The organism is Hymenobacter radiodurans (assembly GCF_004355185.1).
GTDB lineage: Bacteria > Bacteroidota > Bacteroidia > Cytophagales > Hymenobacteraceae > Hymenobacter > Hymenobacter radiodurans.
This window is the reverse complement of record NZ_CP037922.1, coordinates 3,879,734-3,905,155: the sequence shown is the minus strand read 5'-3', so window position 1 is coordinate 3,905,155 and position 25,422 is coordinate 3,879,734. Positions and strand designations below refer to the sequence as shown.

The following is a 25,422-nucleotide window of genomic DNA, read 5'->3' as shown; positions in this document are numbered from 1 at the left end:
GGAATCATGCAGAATTGTGAAAATGGCTTCTAACGCAAGCTTTTAGCTGCGAATTGTTGAGATCTGTATGGCTTTAGATACTTTGTAAAGTCTGATTATCGCACAACTTGGGTTGAAAAGGAGGGAGTGCTAGAGTACTATTGATCTTCCTCTTATAACCCCCAAGTGACTTCGCTTTTACAGAATCAGTTTACTGGCACAGCATCTCTGTTGGTACTAAGCTTAACTACTAGCTGTACACTATACCAACCTATTTTGCCTAGCCCATCGCTTGTTCGGCAGAAAGGCGCAGTGGAGGTTAATGGAAACATACGTGTACCCGCTATGGAAGGCAGTATAGCGTATTCGCCTGTCCAGCATTTGCAAGTAGCAGCGAGAGGACATATTGTAGCAGCTACCAAGACGCCGGATAGTACCTACAGCTTCACGCGCAATAGGCAATACGAAGTTGGAGTTGGATACTATACCACGATTTTTCGACCGAGCCTACGCTTCAGCTTACTAAGTGGCGTAGGCCAAGGTCGCGGCCGGGTGTATGGGGCTCAAGGCTTTGGTGGCTTTCCTTCCGGCTTTCCGGTGACTGGCAATGGCGAGGTTAAAAAACCAGATTGGCGCGGAGCGTATCACAAATACTTCGGAGAAGCTAGCGTAGCTCATTTTGATACTTCAGCCAGAGGAAACCAGCGTATTATGGGCGCAACAATGCGGGCTACCTGGGTGAAGGTTAATCGGCTTACACTGAATGATGTGCCTGCATACGAGCCATCTATGCTGTACTTTGAACCATCATGGTTCTGGCGTTTAGGCTCACCGTGGCTACAAGGCCAAGCAACGGTAGGTATTTCTGTGCCTTGTGGGAAGATGAGAGAAGAGCAGAAAAGTGTTTTAGCAGACGGCTCCGTGTTACTAGGATTAGGAGTGATAATAATGCCCGCTGAGTTGTATAAAAAGTTAAGGAGCAACTAAATAACGCTGAAACATTTAGTAGCATCACAGTACACTGTACCACACCAAAAAAGCCCCCAGCATTTGTGCTGGGGGCTTTTTTGGTGTTACCGAACGCATAGATAAAATGCCGCTTGGGCCTGACGCTATAAAGCCTACCGGTAGCTTGGGTTCTGAGTAAATTCCTCTTTGTTCAGAATAGCATCAAGCTGACGCTGCGGAATAGGTCGCACCGTATGATACGGCTGAATGCTGGCGCCTGCCTCCGGGTTATTGGCCTTCACCCGATCTACGAGCTTATTCGTGCGCTTGAGGTCGAACCAGCGCACTTGCTCACCGGCTAGTTCGCGGGCCCGCTCGTCCAGAATAAAGTCGAGGCTCAGGTTGGCGGCCGTAATGCGCATGTCAGCGGCTTTACCAGGCAGGGCAGCCCGCTCCCGCACAGCGTTAATGAGGGTGGTAGCCTGTGCCGTGTTGCCCAGCTTAAACTGCGCTTCAGCGGCCATCAAATACACATCGGCCAAACGAATAACGTAGGCGTCGCGGGCACTTTGCTCCTCCTGAATGGTAGGGCGAGTAGGGTCCTCAAACTTGCGTAGGCACACATACTGCAAGCGGTTTTTGGCGGTGCCGTTGGCGTTGTATATCGTGTTTACGTCGTAGGTAACATACTTCTTTGACGCCTGTACTGAAGCAGGAATTACCTTTTTAGTGGCCAGAATGGCGGTATCGCCCACGGCGAAACGACCGGCTACGGCCGTGTTAGCCAGCCACACTGTGCGGAAGGAAGCGGCGTAGCGCGAGTCTTTGGTTTCGTCGAACAGGTTCAGCAGGAACTTGGTCGGCATGAAGCGGTTGAAGGGCCGGCCATTCGCAACGTCGCGAACCATACCAGGCTGATCATCATACTTCATCAGCCACATCAAATGGCCATTATTCCCTCCCCGCGAGTGCCCATCAGGATAAAGTGTGTTGTCTACTCGGTCATTTAATGTGAGCTCCTTGGTGTAGTTCACGGCCCACACAATTTCCCGGTTTTCCAGGTTCGTCATCGACCATAGGTCGGCGTAGCGGGGGAGCAGGATGAAATTGTAGCCCGAAATTACTTTCTGCGCCAGCGTAGCTGCCTGCTGGTTGTCGCCCCGTGTCAGGTAGATTTTGGCCAGAAACGCTTCCGCCGCCGGCTTGGTCACGCGGCCGTACTCGGCGGTAGTAGTTGGCAGATTAGCAACTGCTACGTTCAAATCCTCAACAATTTGGTTGTAAAAGGTATCAACTGGCGTGCGGTTGGCAGTGGCTTGCACTCCAGACGTTTCGGTAGTGGTGAAATGTACGCCACCCCAGGTCTCCACGATGTGCCAGTAGTAGAAAGCCCGCAGAAAGCGCAGTTCGCCCTCACGCACCGTTTTCTGCGCATCCGTCATCCCCGAATCTTTTACCCGCGAAATACCGGCATTGCAAAGGTTAATGGCGGTATACAGCTTGCCCCACACGCTTTCCACCGCCCGCGAGCTGGATTGCAGCGTGGTGTATTCCGTCAGGTCGGGGTTCACGTCGCCGGCGCCGCGGAGCCAGAGGTCAGTACCCATTTCCGACATGCTGATGCCGTCTTCCTTGCCGTACCACCAGCGTGTGTAGGAGTACGCTGCGTTTACTAAGCTCTCAAAACCGGCTGGTGTGGTGTACACGGCATCGGCGGTCAGGCCAGAAGGGTTGTATTCCTCCAATTGCTTTTCGCACGAGGTTAAAAAGGCCAGCGCGCAGGCCGCAACGCCTAAAGTTATCTTTGATATTTTCATCTTCTTCGTCAAATACTGGTTGAAAACACAGGCAATGGCTCCAAAAAAGCCCCCTAGAAGCCTAAGTTGATGCCCGCTGATACCACGCGCGGAATGGGAGTAGTGATTGCACCACCACGCTCAGGGTCGTAGTTGTCAATCTCACTGAGCGTCACCAGGTTCTTGCCCTGCACATACACGCGGGCCGAACTGATAGCCACCTTTTCCAGCCAAGAGGCCGGCAGGTTGTAGCCGAGCGTCACGCCGCGCAGCTTCACGTATGAGCCGTCGCGGTAGCCGAGCGTGGTGCCAAACAAACCATTCTGGAGCGTGCTCTTCGACAGGGCCGCGTCGGGGCGTGGGTAATCGTTGGAAGGGTTTTCAGGTGTCCAGTAGTTCTGGCGCGAACTATTCTCAATTCCTTGGGGGTCAAAAATTTGGGCGTAGTCGTAGTTAATCATCTGCCCGATGCGCGCAAACACCTGGAACGAAAGGTCGAAGCCTTTGTAGCTCAGGTCGCTGCTGATGCTGCCGCTCCACTTGGGTACGGCCGTACCAAGCACGCGCCGGTCGTTGGCCGCCGTGATGCGCCCGTCGCCATCTAGGTCTTTTACCTTGATCTGACCGGGCTTTTGGCCAAATGCCTTGGCCGCGTCAGCCTCATCCGTTTGCCAGATGCCGATCTTCTCGTAATCGTAGAACACCCGTACCGGCGAGCCGATAAACAGGCCGTTGGTAATGTCGTTGGCGCCGGTGCCCAGTTCCAAAATCTCTTCTTTGTTCTTAAACCACGTCAGGCCTACGTTCCAAGTGAAATCTTCCCGCTCGACAACGCGTGCGTTCAAGCCCACTTCTACCCCACGGTTCCGGGTCTTGCCAATGTTTTGGGTGATAAATGATACACCGGAAGACAGTGGCAGGAAGCGGTTTAACAACAAGTCACTGGTCTCGGTGTCGTACACATCTACGGAGCCCGTCACGCGGTTATCGAGAAAGCCAAAATCGAGGCCGACGTTTTTAGTCAGCGAAATCTCCCAGCCCAGCTCGGGGTTGCCGATGCGGTTGGCAAAGGTGTAGCCGGCGGCAGCGGTTTCGCCAAACGCATACGGAATCCGCGACAGCAAGCTCTGCGATGAGTACGCGGGCACGTCATAGTTACCGGCGCGGCCGTAGCTAGCGCGCAGCTTCAGATCCGTTACCGACGTCATGTCCTTCATGAACTCCTCGTCGATGATGCGCCAGGCCACGGCGGCCGAGGGAAAGAAGGAGCCTTTATTACCCCGCGCCAGCTTCGACGATAAGTCTTCGCGGCCAGTCAGCGTTAGCAGATACTTGCCTTTGAAGCCGTACTGCACGCGCCCCGTGAACGAAATCAGCTTGCTGTCGGTGTAGCCGCTATTGATGCCAACTTGCTGGTTCGCATTAGCCAAGGCAAAGAACTCCTGATACGCCAGCAGCTGGTTGCGGCCCTGCGCGTTGGAGTTTTCGGTATTGAACGTCAGCAGCGACGTGACGCCAGTGGCCGTCAGCGAGTGGTTGCCAAAAGTCTTATTGTAGTTAAGAATGTTCTCCCAACTCCAGTTCGTGTCGAACTGCGTACCGTACGACGACTGCGAAACTTGTCCGTTGCGGTCGAGGGTGTATTGGCCTTGATAAATGCCCGTGCGGCCGTTGGAAAGCGTCAAACCCAGGTTGGAGCGCAGGTTCAGGCTCGGCAGAATCTGGTAGCTGATGTAGGCCGTGGAGAAAGTGCGCGTAGTGCGGGTATTATTGGCGTAGTTGTCCGGCAGCTCATCTACCAATGGGTTGATAAAGGCTTGGTTGTTAGGATAGTTAATGATGTTACCATCCGCATCATACGGCGTACCGAGGGGGTTAATCTTATTCGCTTGGTTGGTGGGGTCGCGGCGGGTATTCTGGTTGTAGTACGTCAGCTGGTTTTGTAGGCCGATGCTGACCTTGTCATTGAGAGCCTGGTCGAGGTTAGCCCGAAAAGAATAGCGGTTGAGGTTATCGTTGCGAAACAGGCCCTGCTCGTTGTAGTAATCGCCCGACAGGTAGAACTTGGTCTTCTCCGAGCCGCCCGACAAGCCAATCTGATGCTCCTGCTGAACCCCATCGCGGAACAGCAAGTCGGCCCAATTGGTGGAGGTGCCGTTGGCAATGGCTTCCAACTCTGCAGCCGTGAAAATCTTCGGGTCGTCGGCGACGGTAGCCCACCGGCCGCTGGTGCGGTTGGCTTCGCGCTTCTGCGCCACAAACTCGGCCGCGTTGTTCACCTTCGGATAATAAACTCGGTCGGTGATGCCATAGTAGGAGTTGAGTGTAACGCGCGTTTTGCCTGCCGCGCCTTTCTTGGTGCTCACGATAATAACGCCATTTGCCCCCGGGCGCCGTAGATGGCGGTAGAGGCCGCATCCTTGAGCACCTCCATGGAGGCAATGTCGTTGGGGTTGATGTCCTGAATAGAGTTGTACTGCACCCCATCTACCACAAACAGCGGTCCGTTGCTGGCATTGATAGAGCGGTTGCCGCGCACCGTAATATTCACCGGCGCTCCGGCTTGGCCCCCGGCGCTAACGATGTCAACGCCTGGCAGCCGTCCCTGCAACGACTCCATGACGTTCGCCACGGGCACCTTTTTCAGGTCGGCCTCTTTCACGGAAACAATGGCACCCGTAACGTCACTCTTTTTAACCTGACCGTAGCCAATTACAACCACCTCATCGAGGGCCTTACGATCGGGAGCGAGCCTGATTTTGAGGTCAGTCTGCGAGCCAACGGTAATCGTTTGCGTCAGGTAGCCGATTGAGCTCACCGTCAGGCTGGCTTCGCTACCGTCGGGCACGCTCAGCAAAAAGCGGCCATCCGGATCAGTCGAAGCACCAACGGTCGTGTTTTTGACCAGTACCGTTACGCCCGGTAGTCCTTCACCGGTGACGGCGTCCAGCACCTGTCCCGTTACCGAACGGGATTGTTGGGCCCAAGCCGGCATTCCTGCGCAGAGCAAGATTGCTGGTAAGAGTAGTTTGTGCTTCATGTAATGTGGATAGATTGGAATAGAAGGAGTTACGTGGCTCTAAGGCCACGTTAGGTATGTATGCAGGGCGCCGCGTTCGTGCGCGACAGAAGTCATGAGTAGCTTCTGCAGAATGTCGCTTCTACCCGAGTCTTTACCTAGGCTCTGTGATGGCTCAAGCGACAAAATACTAGCGTCATAGAATCGCTAGAAAACCTCTTTTTGGAGATTACTGTGGTATAATGTTAAATATTCCCACGGCCTTTGATTTGGCTGGGGGCTTTTTTTTTATGCAATCGTTATCGGGAACGTTGCCGGCTGACTCATCTCGCTCGCCTCTTGGTGGAATAGCTTGGTTTCTATTCGGTTAAGCGAGAATGAGGAGCGTGGCAATTGATGGCTCATACTGCCACTTGCGTCTGCGTTTTGACAGCCTGCGGTGCTATGAATAGGCTGACTGTAGAACCACTCCTGGAGTCACATTGCCCGTGACTTTACCAGCGCAGACCCAATAGCTATCATCGCGGCTATCCTACTGTTCTGTAGCCGCGTTTTCTCTACTCCGCCACTCACGATTATCTCACTCAAATCAAGTAACTTCCGCAACCACCTCAAATGCTTTTCCCTTGCTGAAGTTTATTCTCAACAATCAAGAAGTAGATACGGACTTGCCGGCGGGTACCGTGCTGCTAGACTTTGTGCGCTATCATCAGCACCTGCCGGGCACCAAAATCGGGTGCCGGGAAGGTGACTGTGGCGCATGCACAATGCTGGTAGGCGAACTTGTGGAGGATCAGGTGCGCTACCGCTCGTATACTTCCTGCCTTACGCCCCTGAGCAACGTGCAGGGTAAGCATGTGGTGACGGTGGAGGGCATAAATATGGAGCAGCTGAACCCTATTCAGCAGGCCATGGTAGACGAATCGGCGACGCAATGCGGGTTTTGTACGCCAGGCTTTGTAGTTTCTTTGGCGGGCTTCTGTTTGAGCGGGCAAAAACCAACGGCCCAAAACGCTATAGCGGCTGTGGACGGCAACATCTGCCGGTGTACGGGCTACAAATCCATTGAGCGGGCGGCCGCTAAAGTTGCGCAGTTGCTAGCAGCAAGTGAAGGGGAGGAACCGGCCGCTTTCGTCGCGCGGCAACAGATTATGCCCGAGTATTTTACTTCGATTAAAAGCCGGCTGCGGGCGCTAGCAGCGGATGGCACACCCAATGGGCACGTTCTAAACGGAACACTACAGTTTGTAGGGGCGGCACCGATCTATATGTGCAGAAGCATGACCAGATGAAAGAGTTGGCTGCTCGTTTTCTGTTCAATCAGGCCGACTTACAAGGGATTGTCCGCAAGGAAAACCGCTGCGTGATTGGCGGCGCGGCCACGGTAAGCGACTTAGCCGAGTCGGCGGTAATGCAGGAGTACTTCCCTGCGTTTCGTCCGTTTCTGCGGCTGGTGTCATCCACACCGATCCGCAACATGGCCACCGTGGCGGGCAACTTCGTCAACGCTTCCCCCATTGGTGACCTGACGATTATGTTCCTAGCGCTGGATGCGCAGCTGGTGCTCAGCGACGGGCATACGGCGCGCGAAATTCCGTTGCGTCAGTTTTACAAAGGCTACAAAGTTTTAGAAAAAGCCCCCAGGAGAATATCACGGCCATCTGGTTTGAACTGCCTGCCTCGGCTACCCGCTTCAACTTTGAAAAAGTAAGCAAACGCACTCATCTGGATATCGCCAGCGTCAACTCGGCCTGCTGCTTCACGGTTCAGGATGGCTTACTCATAACAGCTGCAATTTCGGCCGGTGGCGTAGGCCCAATTCCAATGCTTCTTCACAAGACTTCCGAGTTCTTGGTAGGCAGGGAGGTTTCGGAAGAGCTTATTCAAAAAGCGCTGGAAATCGCGCAGACCGAAATAGCACCCATCAGTGACGCCCGCGGCACCGAAACCTACAAGCGACTTCTATTGAACCAGTTGATTAAAGCACACTTCCTGGCATTGTTTCCCCAGTTGAATGTGCAGGAATTGATGCAACAGTCACAGACATTCCAAAAATAGAACGTCAAGCAGAGCGCAAGCTGAGCATCTCGCATGCGCCGTTAGATTGCTACTCCTGCGTCAGCATGCGAGATGCTCCGCTCTGCCTGACGTTCATTGATCATCAGTCACTACCATGAAAAATATAGATTCCGGTAACCATACAAGAGGGCAGTCAGTCTACCTGGATGACATTCCGTTGGTAGCCGGGACTCTATTTGGAGCTGTATTTAGTTCGCCGGTCGCGCACGGACATATTAAGCAGCTGCATTTGGCAGAGGCCGCGCAGCAACCCGGCGTGGTGCGCATTTTTACTCATCAAGATATTACCGGCGAAAACCAGATTGGCGGTATCATACCGGATGAGCCGCTGCTGGCGGAGCACGAAGTAGATTTCTGTGGAATGCCCATTGCCTTTGTCGTGGCTACGTCGGATGAAGCGGCACGAGCGGCGGTAAAGAAAATTAAGGTCGATATCACGCCGCTGCCAGTAATTACTGACCCGCGTGTGGCACATGCTCAAGGCGAACTGATTGTGCCACCCCGCACCTTCCGGCTCGGTGATACAACGCAAGTGTGGGAGGAGTGCGAGTATGTGTTTGAAGGTACAGCCGATACCAACGGCCAGGAGCACCTCTATATCGAAACGCAGTGCGCCTATGCTATTCCGCAGGAGAACGGCGAGTTAAAAATTTATTCTTCAACTCAAAGCCCCACGGCCGGGCAGCGTACGGCGGCGCGGGTGCTGGGTGTGCCCATGCACCAGCTGGAAGTAGACGTGATTCGGCTGGGGGGCGGTTTTGGCGGCAAAGAGGATCAAGCTAATGCTTGGGTAGCCCTGTGCGCGCTGGCCGCGCATCATCTGCGCCGCCCGGTAAAATATGTGTTGCACCGGCTAGAGGATATGGCCATGACCGGCAAGCGCCACCCATACTCTTCCGACTTTAAAATTGGGCTGGATAAAAACCTCAAAATCGTAGCCTACGAGGTCGACTTCTACCAGAATGCCGGTGCCGCTGCCGACCTGTCGCCGGCCATTATGGAGCGAACGTTGTTTCACACTACCGGCACCTATTTTATCCCCAATGTGCGGGCCACGGCCTACAGTTGTCGCACGCATTTGCCCCCCAATACGGCATTTCGGGGTTTTGGCGGTCCGCAAGCTAAGTTTGTGATGGAAGCCGCCATCGCTACTGCTGCCGAAAAGCTTGGTATAGAGGCCTGTGTAATTCAGAAAAAGAACCTAAATCAGACTGGCGACGAGTTTCCTTTCGGGCAAAAAGCTGTGAGCGAAGCGCATGCTTGCTGGCACAAGGCGGAAGAGTTATACGATGTGGAAAAGCTGCGACAGGAGGTTGAAGCATTCAATGCCTCTTCTTCGCTCTATAAAAAAGGCTTGGCCCTGATGCCGGTCTGCTTTGGTATCTCCTTCACCAACACATCGATGAACCAGGCGCGGGCGCTGGTACATATCTACTATGATGGTAGCGTGAAAGTGAGCACCGGCGCCGTGGAAATGGGGCAGGGCGTGAACACGAAAATGCTGCAAGTGGCGGCCCAAACCTTGTCCATCAGCCCCAGCAAAGTGCGGGTGCAAACTACCAGCACCAACCGCATCGCCAATACGTCGCCGTCCGCCGCCAGCGCTACCGCTGACCTGAATGGCAAGGCCGTGCAGCTGGCTTGCCAAGCCATTGTGCAGCGGCTGAAAGAGGTTGCTGCTCAGGTCCTGCAAGCATCCGAAACCGCTATTGAACTTCGGGATGAACAAGTACTACTCAACGGCCAGCAAACAGAGCTAGACTGGAAAAAGCTGGTTACAGCCGCTTTTCTAAAGCGCGTGAGCTTATCGGAGCACGCCCACTATGCCACGCCGGAGGTGCACTTCGATAAGGCTACCGAGAAAGGCCACCCGTTCGCTTACCACGTCTATGGCACCGCCATCACCACCGTAACCGTGGATTGTCTGCGTGGCACCTATCAAGTAGACGCGGTACGGGTGGTGCACGACTTTGGGCGCAGCATGAACCCCGCCGTGGATCGTGGCCAGATTGAGGGCGGTATTGTGCAGGGAATAGGCTGGATGACGCTCGAAGAACTGCTTTATGACCCGGCCGGTCGGCTGCGCTCCAATACGCTCTCTACCTATAAGATTCCTGATATCTATTCGGTGCCGAAGGAAATTTCCATCGAACCCTTGCAAACCGAGCAGGACAACCTCGCTATTTTCCGCTCCAAGGCCGTAGGCGAGCCGCCCTTTATGTATGGAATTGGCACCTATTTCGCCCTGCGCAATGCTATTAAAGCATTCAATCCAACTTCTCCTATCGCCTTTGGTGCCCCGATGACCCCGGAGAAAGTATTGCTTGGGTTATATCCGCAGTCGGCCACCGGCACCCCACAAGTACATGAACAGAGCCTGCGCCACGTGGCTGCTTCTTAGCGAAAGTTTGCGCTGTGGCGTTCCAGCCATGCTGCTGTATGTGGTGCAAAGTCAGGGCAGTAGTCCGGGCCGGCAGGGGTTTGCAATGAGTGTAGATGCGCACGGCGCTATGCAGGGCTCCATTGGTGGTGGCATTATGGAGCACAAGCTGGTGCAACTGGCCCGTGAGTGTCTCGTGCAGCCCTCACCAGTAAGCTCTTTGCACCGCCAGATTCATAACAAAAAAGCCCCCCAAGACCAAAGCGGGATGATTTGCTCCGGCGAGCAAACTGTGCTGCTATACCCCGTGCGGCAAACGGATGCCACGGCAATTCAGCAACTGCTCTCAGCTCTCCAACACGAGCAAACCGGCACGCTGACCCTGACGTCGGGGGGCATTTTTTTCGAAGTAAGCAAGCAGCCAGCGCAAGATTATTTGTTTCGGCCGGAGCCCGCAGATGCTTGGCTGTATCAGGAGAAAATTGGTCATAAATACCAGCTGCATCTCATCGGTGGCGGCCACTGCGCCTTGGCTTTATCGCGCTTGTTGCAGTCGCTCGATTTCCGAGTTCACCTCTATGAAGACCGACCGCAACTTAATACGTTCTTAGAGAACAGTTTCGTCCACGATAAAACGACCGTCGCCAATTACACCGACTTACAAGAGCTTATCCCCGAAGGCGTAGATCAGTACGTGGTTATCATGACGGTAGGCTACCGCACCGATGATATTGCCGTGCGGGCGCTGCTGAACAAGAAGTTGCGTTTTCTAGGTTTGTTAGGCAGCCAAAAGAAGATAGAAAAGATGCTTGCTGACTACCAAGCAGCGGGCATTCCGCCTGAACAGCTACAGCGCTTGCACGCCCCAGTTGGTGTGCCCATCAACAGTCAAACACCCGAAGAAATAGCCATCAGCATTGCCGCGCAACTAATTGCCGTGAAGAATATGAAGTAATCAATACCTTACCGCCGTTCATGCTTCGCGGTGCTCTGCATGACGTTTGGGGGGCTTTTTTATCGTTCACTAAAAACGGTTAGTCCCGCACTACTGTGCCCGTGATATAGCCGAAGGGCTCATCGGTAGCGATGAAAATCTCGTTGTTATTCTCCATCCCAAACTGTTCTAGGTTGAAGGGAATATGGTGCTTGTTAGGCATGATGAGGCTGACTTCTTTGACTACCTCATTCTCCAGCAGAATTTGCTCCCCAATGGCATACAGGGTGTGCTGCACCGAAAGACTCTTGTGCCCGGCAAACGTGCGCAGCAGCGACGTGCGAATCATCTGGTAAGTGGCTTCGAAATCTAGGTCTGAGGTTGTGTATTTCCAGGTTGCTTCACATTTAGTAGCCAGAATGCGGTCCGTAGTTTCCTTCAGGACGGTGTACTCATCTTGGATATACTTCTCGAAAGCTGAATCAGTGGTTTTTAGCAGCAATAAATCCTGGAGACCAGCGGAAACCTGCACGCCTTGGGCGGTCTGGGTGATGATGGCGCGACGCTTTTCTGAGCTACCGCCCGTGAAGGCGTGCGTGTGCGCTTCTCCATCAAAAGACATGCGCTGCCAACCGTGCTCTATTATCTCAATTCTGACCTTGCTTACCTGCGGATTTCGGGTGAAGAAGAAGTTGGCCAAGTGAATTCCAAAGGCTTCGATAGTGGTAGTAAAATGCTCTTTAGCCAGCGCATACACCGTATTCTTCTGCGTGTCGGTGGGGAGAATGGTTGAATTGTCGCCGAGTGTGTGGGCCGTTTCAAACTCGCCTTCGAGCGCCACACTCACCGAAATCTGGCGAAACTCGTGGTGGTCGGCGTGACGGATAATCTTGGATAGATTAATCGCGTTTTTGCCGTAGGCATTGATTCCTAGTTTGATACCCATTCTCGTTGGCTGGTTACGCATGGAAAGATTTCCAATCTAGAAAATTATCCTGCTAGATTGAAGGACCAATCTTGTTCATCGCCCATTCTGCCCCCTCGCATGCTGGACGCAGCTATAAAAAGTAAAAACGTAGTGACGCCGCAGGGCATACTGGAGGCGCTAATCTTGCTCCGGGATGGCCAGATTGTGGACGTGGTGCCGGCTACTACGGCTGTCGATTGCCCAGTTATCGACGTGCAAAATCGGGCGGTGCTGCCCGGCGTAATTGACCCCCACGTACATATCAACGAGCCCGGCCGCACCGAGTGGGAAGGCTTCGATACAGCCACCCGCGCCGCCCTAGCCGGCGGCCTTACCACGCTGGTGGATATGCCCCTGAACTCAGCGCCGGTGACAACTTCAGTCGCTAACCTAGCGCTGAAGCTAGCTGCTACGAAAGGTCAGCTGCACACTAATTGCGGGTTTTGGGGCGGCATTGTGCCGGGCAACGCCAGCGAGATAGAAGGACTGATTAATCATGGAGTGCTTGGGTTCAAGGCGTTTCTGACCCATTCCGGCATCGACGATTTTCCCAATGCCACCGAGCAAGACCTACGGCAAGTGATGCCGATTCTGGCCCGCCACGGCCTGCCGCTGCTGGTGCACTGTGAGCTAACCACAAACGATGAGACTTGGAAAACCGGGGATAAACGGTCGTACCAAAATTACCTCGCCTCGCGCCCCAAACAGTGGGAAGATGAAGCCGTGGCGCTGATGATTCGGCTGTGCGAGGAGTATGATTGCCCTACGCACATCGTGCATTTATCATCGGCCAACTCTATTGCGCCGATTGCTGCGGCCAAGGCCAACGGGTTGCCACTGACCGTAGAAACTGCCCAGCATTACCTGTTTTTCAACGCTGAAAACATTAATGACGGGCAGACGCAGTTCAAATGCGCTCCGCCTATTCGGGAGCAGGCCAACAATGATGAGCTGTGGGGGGCTTTACAGGCTGGTATTATCGACTTCGTCGCCACCGACCACTCACCCGCGCCGCCCGATTTGAAGCAGCTGGAAAGCGGAGATTTTACCACGGCCTGGGGCGGCATTGCGTCGTTGCAATTGGCCCTGCCCGTACTGTGGACTGCCGCCCAAAAGCGTGGAGCCGATCTGACGGACATCGTTCGGTGGCTAAGCACGAACCCCGCGAAACTCATTGGGCAGCAAGCGCGCAAAGGCCAAATTGCCAAAGGCTATGATGCCGACCTGCTGGTGCTGGAGCCTGATCAAGCCTTCATTGTAACGGCTGATATGCTGCACCATCGGCATAAGGTGTCGCCTTACATTGGGCAAGAGCTGCGGGGCGTGGTGACCCAAACGTTTCTGAAGGGGCAGCAGGTGTATGATCAACCCAACTTCACGCACCTCAATCAGGGTGAAATCATTACGCGCTAGCTGCATGGATGCCTACGTACACCGAGCCGAGCAACTCCTACAGCGCATTAACACCCTGGCCGCTATTAGCGAAGACCAAAGCTGCATAACGCGCACTTTTGGTACGCCTGCTTTTCTAGCGGGCAGCGCATTAGTAAAAAGCTGGATGAATGCAGCGGGGCTCGAAACCCGCATTGATAGCATCGGCAACGTGCGTGGCCGACTGATTAGCCTACGGCCGGGAGCCAAAACCTTCGTTATTGCCTCGCATATTGACACGGTGGTAAATGCCGGCAAATTCGATGGACCATTAGGCGTGCTGCTGGGACTGGATTTGCTGGAGCAACTCGTGCAACGAAGAGTCGAGCTACCGTTTCACATAGAGCTTATTGCGTTCAGCGACGAGGAAGGCTGCCGGTTTCATACTACTTACTTAGGTAGTAAGGTTGTAGGGGGCTTTTTTGAGGCTGACTTACTCCAAAAACGAGATGCGGCTGGTGTCACTCTGGCGGAAGCTGTGGCAACCATGGGCGGCGATACGCAGCAGCTTACGCACGATGCAATTCCCGCCGATAACTGGCTGGGTTACTTCGAGGCTCACATTGAGCAAGGCCCGGTGCTGTACGAGCGTGCCATTCCGGTGGCCCTCGTAACGGCCATTGCCGGGCAGCAGCGCGTGGAAATGGTCTTCAAAGGCATGGCCGGCCATGTGGGCACGGTGCCGATGAACATGCGGCAGGATGCGCTGTGCTGCGCCGCCGAAGCTATTTTGGCTATCGAGCAGTTTGGTCAGGATCACCAGCAGACGCTGGTTGCAACGGTGGGCAAGCTCGATATTCGTCACGCGGCCAGCAACGTGATTCCCGGTGAAGTGGTGTGCAGCCTTGATCTGCGGAGCGCGGATGAAGCACGCTTAACCTGGGCCTATCACGTGCTGCGAGAAAAGATAGAAACCATTGCGGATCAGCGCGTTATCACGCTGACCTGGAACCTCATTCAGCAGACGGCCCCAGTGACGTGCGACGCTACCTTAAACAGCCTGCTAGCCCGCGCCATCGCCGATTCCGGCTACCCAGTCGTTTCGCTGGTTAGTGGGGCCGGCCACGACGCCGTGCCGATATCCAAAGTCGCGCCGGCCACTATGCTATTTGTGCGTTGCTTTAAAGGCATTAGCCACAATCCTTTAGAAAGCGTGGAGCTGCCCGACCTAGCGGCCGCGCTGCGGGTTGCCGAGCGCTTCCTAACCCAACTCATTTCCCACCATTCGTAATTCCCTATGGAAATTTCTGCCTTAACCCGCTCCGTCGTCAAGCGCAATCATGCCGTTATCAGTCCTGATGGCTACATCAACAGCAACGTGCCGGGCTGGACGGGCTGTACCGTGAATGTGATTATCAACGAGCAGATGGGGGCTCGGCTTTGCCAAACGTTGGTTACGTTGCAGGCTGGGGGGCAATTAGTGGGCAAAACGCAGGCGTCGCAGATTTTCTTTTACGTGGTGGAAGGCCAGATTCAGGTCAGTGTCGATGGCCAAGATCGGACGCTCAGTACCGGCGAGTTCGTGTATGTGCCCATCGGTAAGGCATACCGTTTCGAAAATCCCACAGTTGGCACTCAGATTCTCACCTTTCACAAAGTTTACGAGCCGCTGGAAGGCCACGCGGTACCCGGCGTTCTGTTCGGCGAGAAGGACGACACGAAGGCGCCCATCTACATGAACGATGAGGCTCTGCGCATCCAAGTACTGCTTCCCGACCACCTCAGCTTCGACATGGCCGTGAACATCTTCACCTACCAGACGGGGGGCAATTTGCCCATGGTCGAAACCCACATCATGGAGCACGGCCTTCTCTATCTTCAAGGCCAGGGCATCTACATGCTCGACCACGAATGGTACCCCATCAAGAAAGGCGACTCCATCTGGATGGCTCCTTACTGCCAGCAATGGTTCACGGCCATGGGCAAGGAGCCCGCCGTGTATATCTACTACAAAAACGTCAATCGCTTCCCGACCGTGGTGTAGTTGATTATTTTTTCAAAGAGACCTTGCTCAAACCGTCATGCAGAGCGCAGCGAAGCATCTCGCGTGTAAGAATGGTAATCCTGCATCAGCACGCGAGATGCTTCGCTCCGCTCTGCATGACCGTCTTTAGGTTTAGATAACTTGATCCGGAATGACCCTACCCGAACTTAACGCTTTACCGAAACCCACGCTAAGCGAAGCGCTCCGTAAATGCTGCGGCAGCACGGCCTGGGTGGAAGCCATGACCCACATTTTCCCAGTGCCGGATAAGGGAACATTGCTCAGGAAGGCTGACAGTATTTGGTACGGCCTTTCGGAGCCCGATTGGCGGGAGGCGTTTACCCATCACCCGAAGATTGGGGATATCAACTCGTTGAAGGAAAAGTTTGCCAGCACTAGCGCCTGGGCCGCTGGCGAGCAGGCGGCAGTGCAACATTCTTCCCAAGCAGTGCTCGAAGCGTTGGCCGAAGGAAATACCCGTTACGAGGAGAAATTCGGCTATATTTTCATCGTCTGCGCCACGGGCAAATCGGCGGAGGAAATGCTAGCCCTGCTGCAAGCCAGGCTTCCCAATGAGCCCGATGAGGAGATAAAAATCGCCATGGGCGAACAAGCAAAAATCACTCACATTAGGCTGGAAAAGCTGTTAGCAACATGAGCCAGATCACCACCCATATTCTCGATACCACCCGAGGCAAACCGGCTCAGGGCGTAGCTATTGCGCTTTACAGCCAGCAGGCGGAAACGTGGCACGAACTGGCTCGCAGCACAACTAACCTGGATGGTCGCGTTGCGGATTTGCTGCCGCAAGGGGAGTTGTTGGCGCGAGGAATCTATAAGCTAAAGTTCTTCACCCAAGAATACTTCGACCAGCACGCAACTACCGCTTTCTATCCTTTCGTGGAAATTGTCTTTGCTGTTACTGCACCGGAGCACTACCACGTGCCGCTGCTGTTGAACCCCTTTGGCTACTCCACCTACCGCGGTTCCTGAAGCTGAAAACCGGCTGTTCCCATCCCATCCAAATTTGCCCCCCACGCATATGAAGCTCAGCATACAAGACTCCGATAAAGAGCAGCTGCTCCATCAGCTCGGCGTCGCTAACCTTAAGTTTCAGCAAACTTATCCCGGCGACAAGCCTGATCGGCAACCAGTGCACACGGTGTACGGCGGCGCCAACTTGTTCAAATCGGATACCTGCGTGCGCATGGGCGACATTGCCCTGAACAACCTCCGCACCTACGCGCCTAACTTTGTGGAGCTGGCCAACGTGCTTCAGCTCAAAGGCTACGAGCACCTACCAAAATCGGGGAAAGACATTGCGGAGCTAACTGCCAAGCTAGATGCTTTGTCGCCGGAAGATCGCAAAAAGGAAATGGCCTGGCTGGCGTACTCGGTGTATGATAAGATCATCGCCAAGCTCAAGGCCGAACCCGTTGAGGACTTTCGGATTGATTTTGAAGACGGCTTCGGCAACCGCCCCGACGCGGAAGAAGATGCCACGGCCGTGCAAGCCGCCAATGAAGTAGCCATCGGGATGCAGAACCGTACCTTGTCGCCGTTCATCGGTATTCGCATCAAGCCCTTCACCGAGGATTTGAAGCAGCGCGGTGTTCGGACGCTGGATATTTTTCTGACGACGTTGCTGGAAAAAACCGGCGGTAAGCTGCCCGACAACTTTGTGGTGATGCTGCCAAAGGTGACCATTCCGGAGCAGATGACGACGATGGTGCGCCTGTTCGAAATTCTGGAAAAGGCAAACAATTTGCCCCCCGGAACCCTCCAGATGGAAACGATGGTAGAGGCCACCCAAATCATTATGGATGAGGAAGGCCGCAACCCACTGATGCGCATCATCCGGGCTAGCGAAGGCCGCTGCGTTGCCGCCCACTTCGGCACTTATGATTACACGGCTTCGGCTGGCATCACGGCCCGCTACCAGACCATGGCGCACCCCGTCTGCGACTTTGCCCACCACATGACCAAAGTAGCGCTGGGCGGCACCGGTATTTTTCTCTCTGATGGCGCCACTAATGTAATGCCCATCGGTCCGCACAGAGGCGAAAACCTGACGTTTGAGCAGCAAAAAGAAAACCGCGAATCAGTGCACAACGCCTGGCGACAAGGCTTTCACCACACCACGCACTCCCTCATCAATGGCCTGTACCAAGGCTGGGACCTAAATCCGGCGCAACTCCCGATGCGCTACGCAGCTACGTATGCCTTCTTCCTGAGCAGCTACGAAGACGCCGTGTTTCGCCTGAAAAGCTTCGTGGAGCGAGCGGCCATTTCCACGCTCACCGGCGACATCTTCGATGATGCGGCTACCGGCCAGGGCTTACTAAACTTCTTCCTGAAGGCGCTAAACTGTGGGGCGATTACGGAGGAGGAAATAACAGCTACGGGCCTGACGAAGGACGAGATTAACACGCGCTCTTTCTTCCGTATCCTGGAGGGGCGCCGCAAGCAAAAAGCGTAGCTAACGGGTAGTGCTTCCTTCTTTGGCTCAACAACTTGATAGTACCAAAAAATAGTGTGCAGCCCTTGAATTAGCAGCTACTTCTACACTGTTGTGTCTTTATAAGTATTGGTACAATTCATATCTTGTAATGGATTGTGCCAGTACTGTAAGTATTGGCCCACGAAGCGCTGGCCTGTATGAAGAAGCTCCTGTTCATCTGCTGCCTGAGCGTACTTTCGATAGGTATAGGTGCGCAGAATAAAGCCCCCCAGCCGCCGCAGGTGCCCGTACGCAACTATCTGCAGCCCGACACCATTCGAGTAAATCGATTAATAGCATTTGCGGAAAAGGAAAAGACGACCAGCAGCGCCTTAGCGAGTTTTCAGGAGGCGCTGGGGCTTTCACGGCAGTTGACGTACAAATCGGGGGAGGCACGGGCGCTGATGGGATTGGGCTATTACTATCGTTTCCGTGGCGATTACAAGGAGAGCCTGATCTATACGCGCCAAGCCCAGCAGCTATTCCGCCAGCTCGACGACCGGCTGAACCAGATTTCGTGCTTGTATAACCTCGGCTTCGTTTACTACGGGCAGGGCGACTTCACCCAAGCAATGACCCATAGTTTCGAAGGGCTGCGTTTGGCGGAGACTATGCAAAATCAGAAATGGCTGACTTTAATAAACAGTCAACTGGGCCTTGCATCCATGATTGTGGGCGAGTACACGAAAGCCAAACAGTACTTAGACCGGGGTATGCTACTGGCTACCAAGGCAGGCGACAAAGAAGGTGCAGCGTTTTGCCTGAATGGGCTGGGGAGGTTGGCTGGTGCTCAAAGCAAATGGTTGGAAGCGCTACAGCATTTTGAGAGGCAAATGACCCTGGCTCATGAAGCCGGCAATGAGCGGCTAGTTACGCTCGGACAAGTGCGCAGCGCGGAGATGAATGAGCGCCTAGGACGCTACGCGGAAGTGTTTTCCGTGGGGCGGCTTGGGTTACGGCGGTTGAAGCAGATGGAAGATGTAGGTAACATCCCGCTTATTGAAGTCATATTTGCGCGCGCCTTCCTGCATACCGGGCGCCCTGACAGTGCAATGGTGTATGGGCGGGCCAGCCTGCGGGCAAGTCAGCGCAGCGGCACCAAACAAATAATACACGATGCCAGCGACATACTTGCCCAAGCCAGTGCTCAACTGGGGCGCTACGAGGATGCTTACCGTTATCAAACGCTGTTTACGGCTTACAAAGACAGCCTGAGTACCCAAGACATTGTCCGGCGAACGGCCGCGCTGCAATACACCTACGAGCTGGATAAGAAACAATCGCAAATACGGCTGCTGACTCGCAATGAGCAGTTGAGCCAGCAGCGAAGTCAGCAGCAGAAGCTGCTGCTGGTGGGGGCGCTGGTGGCCTTGGCGGTGGTGGCCGGGTTGAGCGTGCTGCTCTGGCGCAACAATCAGCAAAAGCAGCGGGCCAATGCGCAGCTTCAACGTCAGCAGGAGGAACTACAAGCTGCCCAATCGCAATTGATTCAGCGGGAGAAGATGGCTTCACTGGGAGAGTTTACTGCCGGTATTGCCCACGAGATTCAGAACCCCTTGAACTTCGTCAATAACTTCGCCGAGGTGTCAGCTGAGTTAGTGGGTGAGCTTGGAACGGCCCAGAAAAGTCCCGACCGCGATGCAGCGTTGGAGGCGGATCTGCTGGCATACTTGTCGCAAAATCTATGCAAGATCCGGGAGCACGGAGGCCGCGCCGCCCGCATTGTACAGGGCATGATGGAACACGCCCGTCCCAGCACCGGTGAAAGACAGTTAACTGACTTGAATGCCCTCTGCGACGAGAATCTGCGGCTTGCCTACCACGGGCAGCGAGCCAAAGACCCCAACTTTGAGGTCAAATTCACCACCAATTTCGATTCGGATTTGGGCCTAGTGCCGGTGGTGCCCCAGGAAATTGGGCGAGTATTATTGAATCTGTACACCAATGCCTTTTATGCTGTAAGCCAGCAGGCTGCCCGGCATGAGAATGGCTATCAGCCGCAGGTGCTGGTAACGACCCGCCGCCGCAACGGGCAGGTAAAGCTGCGGGTGCGCGACAATGGCATCGGCATTCCGGAGGCTATTCAGGAGAAAATCTTTCAGCCCTTTTTTACCACGAAGCCCGCCGGCGAAGGCACCGGCCTGGGCCTCTCGCTCAGCTACGATATCGTAACAAAGGGCCACGGCGGCACGCTCTCTGTGGAAAGTCAAGAGGGCAAATACACGGAGGTGATTGTGTCTTTGCCCGTGAGTAAAGCCGAGCAGGAGGATAAATCATACTCTTACTTCTGAACCTAGTCGGCGTTTTCATTCAGTAAAGACCGGATGTTCAGGGGTTTACTTTTTTGGTTTTTCCAGCTTCGTAAACGCGTTATTCAGTGCTTCGGCCCACAGCGGGTGCGCAAATATCATTTCCTGTAGCACTTGATATTTGAGCTTGCCCGTCATGGCTAGTTGCAGCATTGTCATGATTTCACCGCCTTCCGCGCAGAGAATAGCGGCTCCGATAATCTGGTCTTTGTCGTCGACCATTACCTTAAAAAAGCCCCCCAGGCGGCCGGTTTCGCGAGCCCGACCTATAGTTGAAACAGGCATCACAGCCACGCGGTAGGCAATATTTTTCTCGCGAGCCTGCTCTTCCGACAAGCCAATACGCCCCAGCTGCGGATCAGTAAAAACGGTGTAGGGTAGGGGGCGCTGCTTGGCGGAGCGTGATTTGCCCCCCAGCAGCGCGTCGCGGACGATGCGGTAGTCGTCGTAGCTGAGATGGGTAAACTGGGGGCCGCCGTGCACGTCGCCCAGGGCATACACGCCGCGCACGTTGGTTTGGAGGCGGCTGTTTACCTCGATGTAGCCTTTCTCGTCAACCCTCACGCCAGCGGCGGCCAGATTTAGCTTATCCGAGTTGGGCGTGCGGCCGGTGGCAATGAGCAGGTGAGTGCCGCTTAGGCGTCGCTCGCCAGTGCGGGTGCGGGCCGTAACGGTAATTTGCCCCCCAGCACCTTTGGCTGCACGGTAAGCCTCCGCACCAAGTACAAACGCAACGCCCTCGGCCTCCAACAATTCCTGCAAGGTGGCGCACACGTCTTCATCCTCATGCTCCAGCACTTGTGCGCCCGATTCGATAATGGTGACGCGGCTGCCGAAGCGCCGGAACATTTGCCCAAACTCCAACCCGATATAGCCGCCACCTAGAATCAGCAGATGCTCAGGTAATTCCTTCAGATCGAGTAGCTCGGTGGTGGTGAGAAAGCCAGTTTCAGCCAAGCCCTCTACCTCCGGAATAGCAGCCCGGGTGCCGGTATTGATAAAGATGAGCGGCGCGGTTACCTGTTTTTCGGGGCCGCTTTCCATGGCTACGCGCAAACTGCGGGGCCCTGTAAAGACAGCTCGCCCGGCCAGTACGGTAATGCCGGGGCGCTCTTGGGTGAGGTTGCTGCGTACGCCTTCGCGCATCGCGCCAATGACCTCATCTTTGCGGGCTACCACGGCGGCCATATCAACGTGCGGCGCATGGCTTTGTACGCCAAAGGTGGCGGCAGTGCGCACTTGATGGGCGCGCTCGGCCGAGGCTAGCATCGTTTTGACGGGGGAGCAGCCATAGTTTATGCACGAGCCGCCCAGCAAATACTCCTCGATCAGCACCACCCGCCGGCCGGCGTCGGCCAAGGCGGTAGCCAATGGATTGCCGGCTTGGCCCGAGCCAATTATCACAACATCATAGGAATCAGGCATAGAATGCGGAAATCAGAGAGCGAGAAGACGAGTAATGCGCGGGGCAATGCTATTTTTGCCCCCCAGAGCTATTCCTATACGGTTCAGCTTGCCAGCCGACTATACCCTAATCGGATTGTTGGCTTGGGTACCTTTAACAATAACTTCCGCCTTGTGGCTAACCGATTTTTGCGCCGCCTCGCCCTGCTCGCCGTTCTGCCGGGGCTGGGTGCTTGTACGTCCTTGTACTTTCCGCCACCGCCGAATGTGCCTTTACTCACCCAAAAAGGCGAATTCAGCGGCGGTATTCATACCAATCTGGATAATAACCTTGCCATCCAAGGGGCCTACGCCGTGGGCGAGCACATTGGGGCCATCGGCACGTTTACGACGCTGAATACCGACAAAAAACGCAAAGCCGAGGAGCACCGATTTGCCGAAATAGGTGGCGGTTACTTCACCCGTCTGCCCGACAAGCGCGCGCTGGAGGTATATGTGGGCCTCGGTGCCGGCTCTACCAAGCGCACCGATTTCAAAACCGAGAATGATATCAAAACCGTGGAGCGCACGGTAGAAGGCGACTTGAACAAGTATTTCCTGCAGGTAAATTACAGCTCCAAAGAGAAGAAGTCATTTCACCTTTTCGGCAATGACTTTCCTGTTTCGTACGGCACCGCGTTGCGCCTGAGCTATCTGGAGCTAAGCGACTTGCGCGTGGATGGGGTGGCTACCACACCCGAGGATAACGTTTTCGTTGAGCCTATCACCTTCACCCGCGTGCAGGTAGCCGGTCCGGTACAACTGCAGCTCATCAGCGGTGGTATGTTTGGCTTGCGCAGTCAGAAGTATTTAAAGGCTTCTAACTCAGTATTTAATTTTGGCGTGGTCGTGAATATCGGGGGGCAAAGTGGAAAGAAGTAGTACAACAAGCAACCATAAAAAAGCCCCAGAAATCTTCTGGGGGCTTTTTTATGGTTGTAGTAATCGAGAAACTATGCAGTGACTTTCTCGCCTTGTAGTACGCGGAGCATCGTGTCGCCAATCTCAGCGGGTGAGTCAACTACGTGGATGCCGCACTCGCGCATGATGGCCATTTTGGCCGCTGCCGTATCATCGGCGCCGCCTACGATGGCACCAGCGTGGCCCATGCGACGGCCGGGAGGTGCAGTTTGACCAGCAATGAAGCCTACCACGGGCTTTTTGTTGCCGGTTTCTTTGATCCAGCGAGCAGCTTCTGCTTCCATGCCACCACCAATTTCACCGATCATCACGATGCCTTCGGTTTCGGGGTCGTTCATGAGCAGCTCCACCGCTTCTTTAGTGGTCGTGCCGATGATGGGGTCGCCGCCGATGCCGATAGCCGTGGTCTGGCCGAGGCCGGCCTTGGTGAGTTGGTCAACAGCCTCATAGGTCAGCGTGCCCGACTTAGACACGATACCGATTTTGCCTTTGGTGAAGATAAAGCCGGGCATGATGCCCACTTTGCACTCGCCGGCGGTCATTACGCCGGGGCAGTTTGGCCCAATCATGCGCAAACCGTCGCGGCCTTTCAGGTACTCCTTTACCGCAATCATGTCCTTGGTCGGGATGCCTTCGGTGATGGTCACGATGACTTTGATGCCCGCGTCGGCGGCTTCCATGATAGCATCGGCGGCGAAAGCTGGGGGCACGAAAATAATGCTCGTGTCGGCACCGGCTTGCTCCACGGCTTCAGCCACGGTGTTGAACACAGGACGGTCGAGGTGGGTAGTGCCGCCTTTGCCGGGCGTTACGCCGCCAACCACGTTGGTGCCGTATTCAATCATCTGCTGAGCATGAAACGAGCCTTCGGAGCCCGTGAAGCCCTGCACAATCACTTTAGAATCCTTATTGACCAGAACGCTCATTAGGAGAAAGGTTAGGAGGAAAATGCGATATAGGGTGGTAATGGGGAATGACTTAACAAGTCATCGGTGCGCAAAAGTAGGCTTTTTTGGGGGGAGGCAAGCCAAGCTGCCGCTTCCCTTACGGAAGGTAGAGGAGGAAGGGATTACTTGTTAAACACACAAGACTTATTAAGTCGCTTTACGGCTCTTTTTTGGTCAGGATTTGGGGGTGCTTATGGGGTTGTGGTGAATTGCAGCGTGGGGCTAAGAAGGTAAATACGTACCTTTGCGGTCCACCCAACTACTCTGCGTACCCAACTGTATGTATCTGAATAACATAGTTGAAGCCATCGGCAATACTCCCTTGGTCAAACTCAATAAAGTAGCCGACGGCATCAAAGGCACGGTGCTGGCCAAGGTTGAATACTTCAATCCGGGCAATTCTGTGAAGGACCGCATGGCCGTGCGCATGGTAGAGGACGCGGAAAAAGCCGGCTTGCTCAAGCCCGGCGGCACCATCATCGAAGGCACTAGCGGCAACACCGGCATGGGCCTGGCCCTAGCTGCTATTGCGAAGGGCTACAAGTGCATTTTCGTGATGAGCGACAAGCAGAGCAAGGAAAAGCAGGATATCCTGCGCGCCGTGGGCGCCGAGGTAGTTATCTGCCCCGTGGATGTAGCTCCTGAAGATCCGCGCTCCTACTATTCCGTAGCGCGCCGCCTGAACGCGGAAACGCCAAATTCCTTCTATCCAAACCAGTACGACAACCTCTCCAACACGGCTGCCCACTACGAGAGCACCGGCCCCGAACTGTGGGCCCAGACGGATGGAAAGATTACTCATTTAGCCTGCGGTGTTGGCACTGGGGGTACTATTTGCGGTACGGCCAAGTATCTGAAAGAGCAGAACCCGTCGCTAATTACGGTGGGTTTGGATACTTATGGCTCGGTGTTCAAGAAGTATAAGGAGACGGGTGTTTTCGATGAAAACGAGATTTATCCTTACAAAACCGAAGGCATTGGAGAGGATATTCTGCCCAAGAATGTCGACTTCGACCTGATTGACCTTTTCATTAAAGTAACCGACCAAGACGCAGCCGTAATGACGCGCCGGTTGGCCAAAGAAGAAGGCTTATTTGTGGGCTGGTCCTGCGGATCGGCGGTGTACGGGGCCTTAGAGTATGCTCGTGAGCATTTGCAGGAAGACGACACGATGGTGATTATCCTCCCCGACCACGGCACGCGCTACCTAGGAAAGATTTATAACGACGACTGGATGCGTGAGCAAGGTTGGCTGTAAAGAAAAAATATCTTTATCGCCGGCTTCCGGTTTAGTATTCTCCTTATAGAAATACATAGACCTATGACCGTGACTAAAAAGCTGCGCAATATCGTGCTGGTGGATGATAACGAGACCACCTGTTTCCTGAACAATCGCTTGCTCAGCCGCCTCGATGTGGCCGATAACGTGTTAGTTTTTACCCGTGCCCAGCAGGCTTACGATTTCTTCTGGGGTGAAGGTCGCAACCTTGTTGATCCCATTCCCAATGAAACGCCTGCCTTAATTTTCGTTGATTTGAAGATGCCGGGCATGGATGGTTTTGAGTTTTTGCAACGCTACAGCGCTCTGCCCGAGGAAGTGAAGGCGCGCACGGTACTAGCCGTACTGACTACCTCCATGCACGCCGCCGACACCGCTCGCGTAGCGCAGTATCCAGATGTGGAATATTTGGCTAAGCCGCTCACCGAGGAGAAGCTGAACAAGCTGATGAGTAAGCGTTTTGCGGAGGTATAAGTTTTACAGTATTGATTCTACAAAAAGCCGCT

Annotated in this window: 21 protein-coding genes and 1 pseudogene; 16 read left to right on the top strand and 6 right to left on the bottom strand. The window is 54.5% G+C overall.

Annotated features, from left to right (window positions below):
- Positions 1-324 precede the first annotated feature (324 nt).
- Positions 325-966, top strand: coding sequence for a hypothetical protein (locus EPD59_RS17765; protein ID WP_133273960.1), 642 nt, complete (start codon positions 325-327; stop codon positions 964-966).
- 134 nt (positions 967-1,100) lie between these two features.
- On the opposite strand, the gene EPD59_RS17760 is transcribed toward EPD59_RS17765, so the two are convergent.
- The 3 genes from EPD59_RS17760 to EPD59_RS21980 are packed head-to-tail and all read right to left on the bottom strand — an operon-like array spanning position 1,101 to position 5,763.
- Positions 1,101-2,744: a RagB/SusD family nutrient uptake outer membrane protein gene (locus EPD59_RS17760; RefSeq protein ID WP_133273959.1), complete on the bottom strand. Its 1,644-nt coding sequence runs from the start codon at positions 2,742-2,744 to the stop codon at positions 1,101-1,103.
- 53 nt (positions 2,745-2,797) lie between these two features.
- Complete coding sequence (locus EPD59_RS17755) at positions 2,798-5,089, bottom strand: SusC/RagA family TonB-linked outer membrane protein (RefSeq protein WP_205703438.1); 2,292 nt, start codon at positions 5,087-5,089, stop codon at positions 2,798-2,800.
- Positions 5,086-5,763 carry a carboxypeptidase-like regulatory domain-containing protein gene (locus EPD59_RS21980; protein ID WP_205703437.1) on the bottom strand — a complete coding sequence of 226 codons (678 nt, stop codon included), beginning with the start codon at positions 5,761-5,763 and terminating at the stop codon, positions 5,086-5,088. The genes EPD59_RS17755 and EPD59_RS21980 overlap by 4 nt, the downstream gene beginning before the upstream one ends.
- A 605-nt stretch (positions 5,764-6,368) precedes the next feature.
- Between EPD59_RS21980 and EPD59_RS22830 the strand changes: the two genes are divergently transcribed.
- The 5 genes from EPD59_RS22830 to EPD59_RS17740 all read left to right on the top strand — a co-directional run bounded on the left by EPD59_RS22830 (position 6,369) and on the right by EPD59_RS17740 (position 11,156).
- Positions 6,369-7,034, top strand: coding sequence for a 2Fe-2S iron-sulfur cluster-binding protein (locus EPD59_RS22830; protein ID WP_240731477.1), 666 nt, complete (start codon positions 6,369-6,371; stop codon positions 7,032-7,034).
- Entirely contained in the window at positions 7,013-7,453 is a 441-nt protein-coding gene (locus EPD59_RS22825) for an FAD binding domain-containing protein (RefSeq protein ID WP_240731476.1), read from the top strand. Before EPD59_RS22830 ends, EPD59_RS22825 begins: the two co-directional genes overlap by 22 nt.
- Complete coding sequence (locus EPD59_RS22820; protein WP_317128540.1) at positions 7,393-7,800, top strand: hypothetical protein; 408 nt, start codon at positions 7,393-7,395, stop codon at positions 7,798-7,800. The genes EPD59_RS22825 and EPD59_RS22820 overlap by 61 nt, the downstream gene beginning before the upstream one ends.
- Before the next feature lie 115 nt (positions 7,801-7,915).
- Positions 7,916-10,222, top strand: a complete 2,307-nt coding sequence (locus EPD59_RS17745) for a xanthine dehydrogenase molybdopterin binding subunit (RefSeq protein ID WP_133273958.1) — start codon at positions 7,916-7,918, stop codon at positions 10,220-10,222.
- Positions 10,188-11,156 carry an XdhC family protein gene (locus EPD59_RS17740; RefSeq protein WP_133273957.1) on the top strand — a complete coding sequence of 323 codons (969 nt, stop codon included), beginning with the start codon at positions 10,188-10,190 and terminating at the stop codon, positions 11,154-11,156. The genes EPD59_RS17745 and EPD59_RS17740 overlap by 35 nt, the downstream gene beginning before the upstream one ends.
- Before the next feature lie 79 nt (positions 11,157-11,235).
- Here the strand turns inward: EPD59_RS17740 and pucL are convergent, their stop codons facing one another.
- Entirely contained in the window at positions 11,236-12,081 is an 846-nt protein-coding gene (pucL, locus tag EPD59_RS17735; RefSeq protein ID WP_133273956.1) for a factor-independent urate hydroxylase, read from the bottom strand.
- A 57-nt stretch (positions 12,082-12,138) separates the two neighbouring features.
- Here pucL and allB point away from each other — a divergent pair, with 57 nt between their 5' ends.
- The 7 genes from allB to EPD59_RS17700 all read left to right on the top strand — a co-directional run bounded on the left by allB (position 12,139) and on the right by EPD59_RS17700 (position 20,308).
- Positions 12,139-13,515, top strand: a complete 1,377-nt coding sequence (allB, locus tag EPD59_RS17730) for an allantoinase AllB (protein WP_240731475.1) — start codon at positions 12,139-12,141, stop codon at positions 13,513-13,515.
- A 4-nt stretch (positions 13,516-13,519) separates the two neighbouring features.
- Positions 13,520-14,764, top strand: a complete 1,245-nt coding sequence (locus EPD59_RS17725; RefSeq protein WP_133274742.1) for an allantoate amidohydrolase — start codon at positions 13,520-13,522, stop codon at positions 14,762-14,764.
- 6 nt (positions 14,765-14,770) lie between these two features.
- The gene (allE, locus tag EPD59_RS17720) at positions 14,771-15,517 is read left to right on the top strand and encodes a (S)-ureidoglycine aminohydrolase (protein WP_133273955.1); all 747 of its coding nucleotides are present in this window, start codon (positions 14,771-14,773) and stop codon (positions 15,515-15,517) included.
- A gap of 151 nt (positions 15,518-15,668) precedes the next feature.
- A complete protein-coding gene (gene uraD, locus EPD59_RS17715; RefSeq protein ID WP_133273954.1) occupies positions 15,669-16,175 on the top strand; it encodes a 2-oxo-4-hydroxy-4-carboxy-5-ureidoimidazoline decarboxylase in 507 nt (168 codons plus the stop codon).
- Positions 16,172-16,510, top strand: a complete 339-nt coding sequence (gene uraH, locus EPD59_RS17710; RefSeq protein WP_133273953.1) for a hydroxyisourate hydrolase — start codon at positions 16,172-16,174, stop codon at positions 16,508-16,510. Before uraD ends, uraH begins: the two co-directional genes overlap by 4 nt.
- Positions 16,511-16,559: 49 nt before the next feature.
- Positions 16,560-17,996, top strand: coding sequence for a DUF6986 family protein (locus EPD59_RS17705; protein WP_133273952.1), 1,437 nt, complete (start codon positions 16,560-16,562; stop codon positions 17,994-17,996).
- A gap of 179 nt (positions 17,997-18,175) precedes the next feature.
- Positions 18,176-20,308, top strand: coding sequence for an ATP-binding protein (locus EPD59_RS17700; protein ID WP_133273951.1), 2,133 nt, complete (start codon positions 18,176-18,178; stop codon positions 20,306-20,308).
- 45 nt (positions 20,309-20,353) lie between these two features.
- On the opposite strand, the gene EPD59_RS17695 is transcribed toward EPD59_RS17700, so the two are convergent.
- Positions 20,354-21,751 (bottom strand): mercuric reductase, encoded by a 1,398-nt coding sequence (locus EPD59_RS17695; RefSeq protein WP_133273950.1) that lies wholly within the window; start codon positions 21,749-21,751, stop codon positions 20,354-20,356.
- Positions 21,752-21,754: 3 nt separating this feature from the next.
- Between EPD59_RS17695 and EPD59_RS17690 the strand changes: the two genes are divergently transcribed.
- A complete protein-coding gene (locus EPD59_RS17690; RefSeq protein ID WP_133273949.1) occupies positions 21,755-22,651 on the top strand; it encodes a hypothetical protein in 897 nt (298 codons plus the stop codon).
- Between the two features lie 71 nt (positions 22,652-22,722).
- Here the strand turns inward: EPD59_RS17690 and sucD are convergent, their stop codons facing one another.
- A complete protein-coding gene (sucD, locus tag EPD59_RS17685) occupies positions 22,723-23,616 on the bottom strand; it encodes a succinate--CoA ligase subunit alpha (RefSeq protein WP_133273948.1) in 894 nt (297 codons plus the stop codon).
- Between the two features lie 301 nt (positions 23,617-23,917).
- Between sucD and EPD59_RS17680 the strand changes: the two are divergent.
- Together EPD59_RS17680 and EPD59_RS17675 are read left to right on the top strand one after the other, a co-directional pair.
- A pseudogene (locus EPD59_RS17680) lies at positions 23,918-24,892 on the top strand (PLP-dependent cysteine synthase family protein); the annotation flags it as partial.
- A 66-nt stretch (positions 24,893-24,958) separates the two neighbouring features.
- Positions 24,959-25,390 carry a response regulator gene (locus tag EPD59_RS17675; RefSeq protein WP_133273946.1) on the top strand — a complete coding sequence of 144 codons (432 nt, stop codon included), beginning with the start codon at positions 24,959-24,961 and terminating at the stop codon, positions 25,388-25,390.
- Positions 25,391-25,422: the final 32 nt, after the last annotated feature.

Coding starts and splice junctions, on each gene's coding strand:
- EPD59_RS17745 (WP_133273958.1), top strand. CDS start 7,916: ATGAAAAATATAGATTCCGGTAACCATACAAGAGGGCAGTCAGTCTAC.
- EPD59_RS17740 (WP_133273957.1), top strand. CDS start 10,188: ATGAACAGAGCCTGCGCCACGTGGCTGCTTCTTAGCGAAAGTTTGCGC.
- EPD59_RS21980 (WP_205703437.1), bottom strand. CDS start 5,763: ATGAAGCACAAACTACTCTTACCAGCAATCTTGCTCTGCGCAGGAATG.
- EPD59_RS17760 (WP_133273959.1), bottom strand. CDS start 2,744: ATGAAAATATCAAAGATAACTTTAGGCGTTGCGGCCTGCGCGCTGGCC.
- EPD59_RS17690 (WP_133273949.1), top strand. CDS start 21,755: ATGCGGAAATCAGAGAGCGAGAAGACGAGTAATGCGCGGGGCAATGCT.
- uraD (WP_133273954.1), top strand. CDS start 15,669: ATGACCCTACCCGAACTTAACGCTTTACCGAAACCCACGCTAAGCGAA.
- EPD59_RS17695 (WP_133273950.1), bottom strand. CDS start 21,751: ATGCCTGATTCCTATGATGTTGTGATAATTGGCTCGGGCCAAGCCGGC.
- EPD59_RS17765 (WP_133273960.1), top strand. CDS start 325: ATGGAAGGCAGTATAGCGTATTCGCCTGTCCAGCATTTGCAAGTAGCA.
- pucL (WP_133273956.1), bottom strand. CDS start 12,081: ATGGGTATCAAACTAGGAATCAATGCCTACGGCAAAAACGCGATTAAT.
- EPD59_RS17705 (WP_133273952.1), top strand. CDS start 16,560: ATGAAGCTCAGCATACAAGACTCCGATAAAGAGCAGCTGCTCCATCAG.
- EPD59_RS17700 (WP_133273951.1), top strand. CDS start 18,176: ATGAAGAAGCTCCTGTTCATCTGCTGCCTGAGCGTACTTTCGATAGGT.
- uraH (WP_133273953.1), top strand. CDS start 16,172: ATGAGCCAGATCACCACCCATATTCTCGATACCACCCGAGGCAAACCG.
- allE (WP_133273955.1), top strand. CDS start 14,771: ATGGAAATTTCTGCCTTAACCCGCTCCGTCGTCAAGCGCAATCATGCC.
- EPD59_RS17675 (WP_133273946.1), top strand. CDS start 24,959: ATGACCGTGACTAAAAAGCTGCGCAATATCGTGCTGGTGGATGATAAC.
- EPD59_RS17725 (WP_133274742.1), top strand. CDS start 13,520: ATGGATGCCTACGTACACCGAGCCGAGCAACTCCTACAGCGCATTAAC.
- sucD (WP_133273948.1), bottom strand. CDS start 23,616: ATGAGCGTTCTGGTCAATAAGGATTCTAAAGTGATTGTGCAGGGCTTC.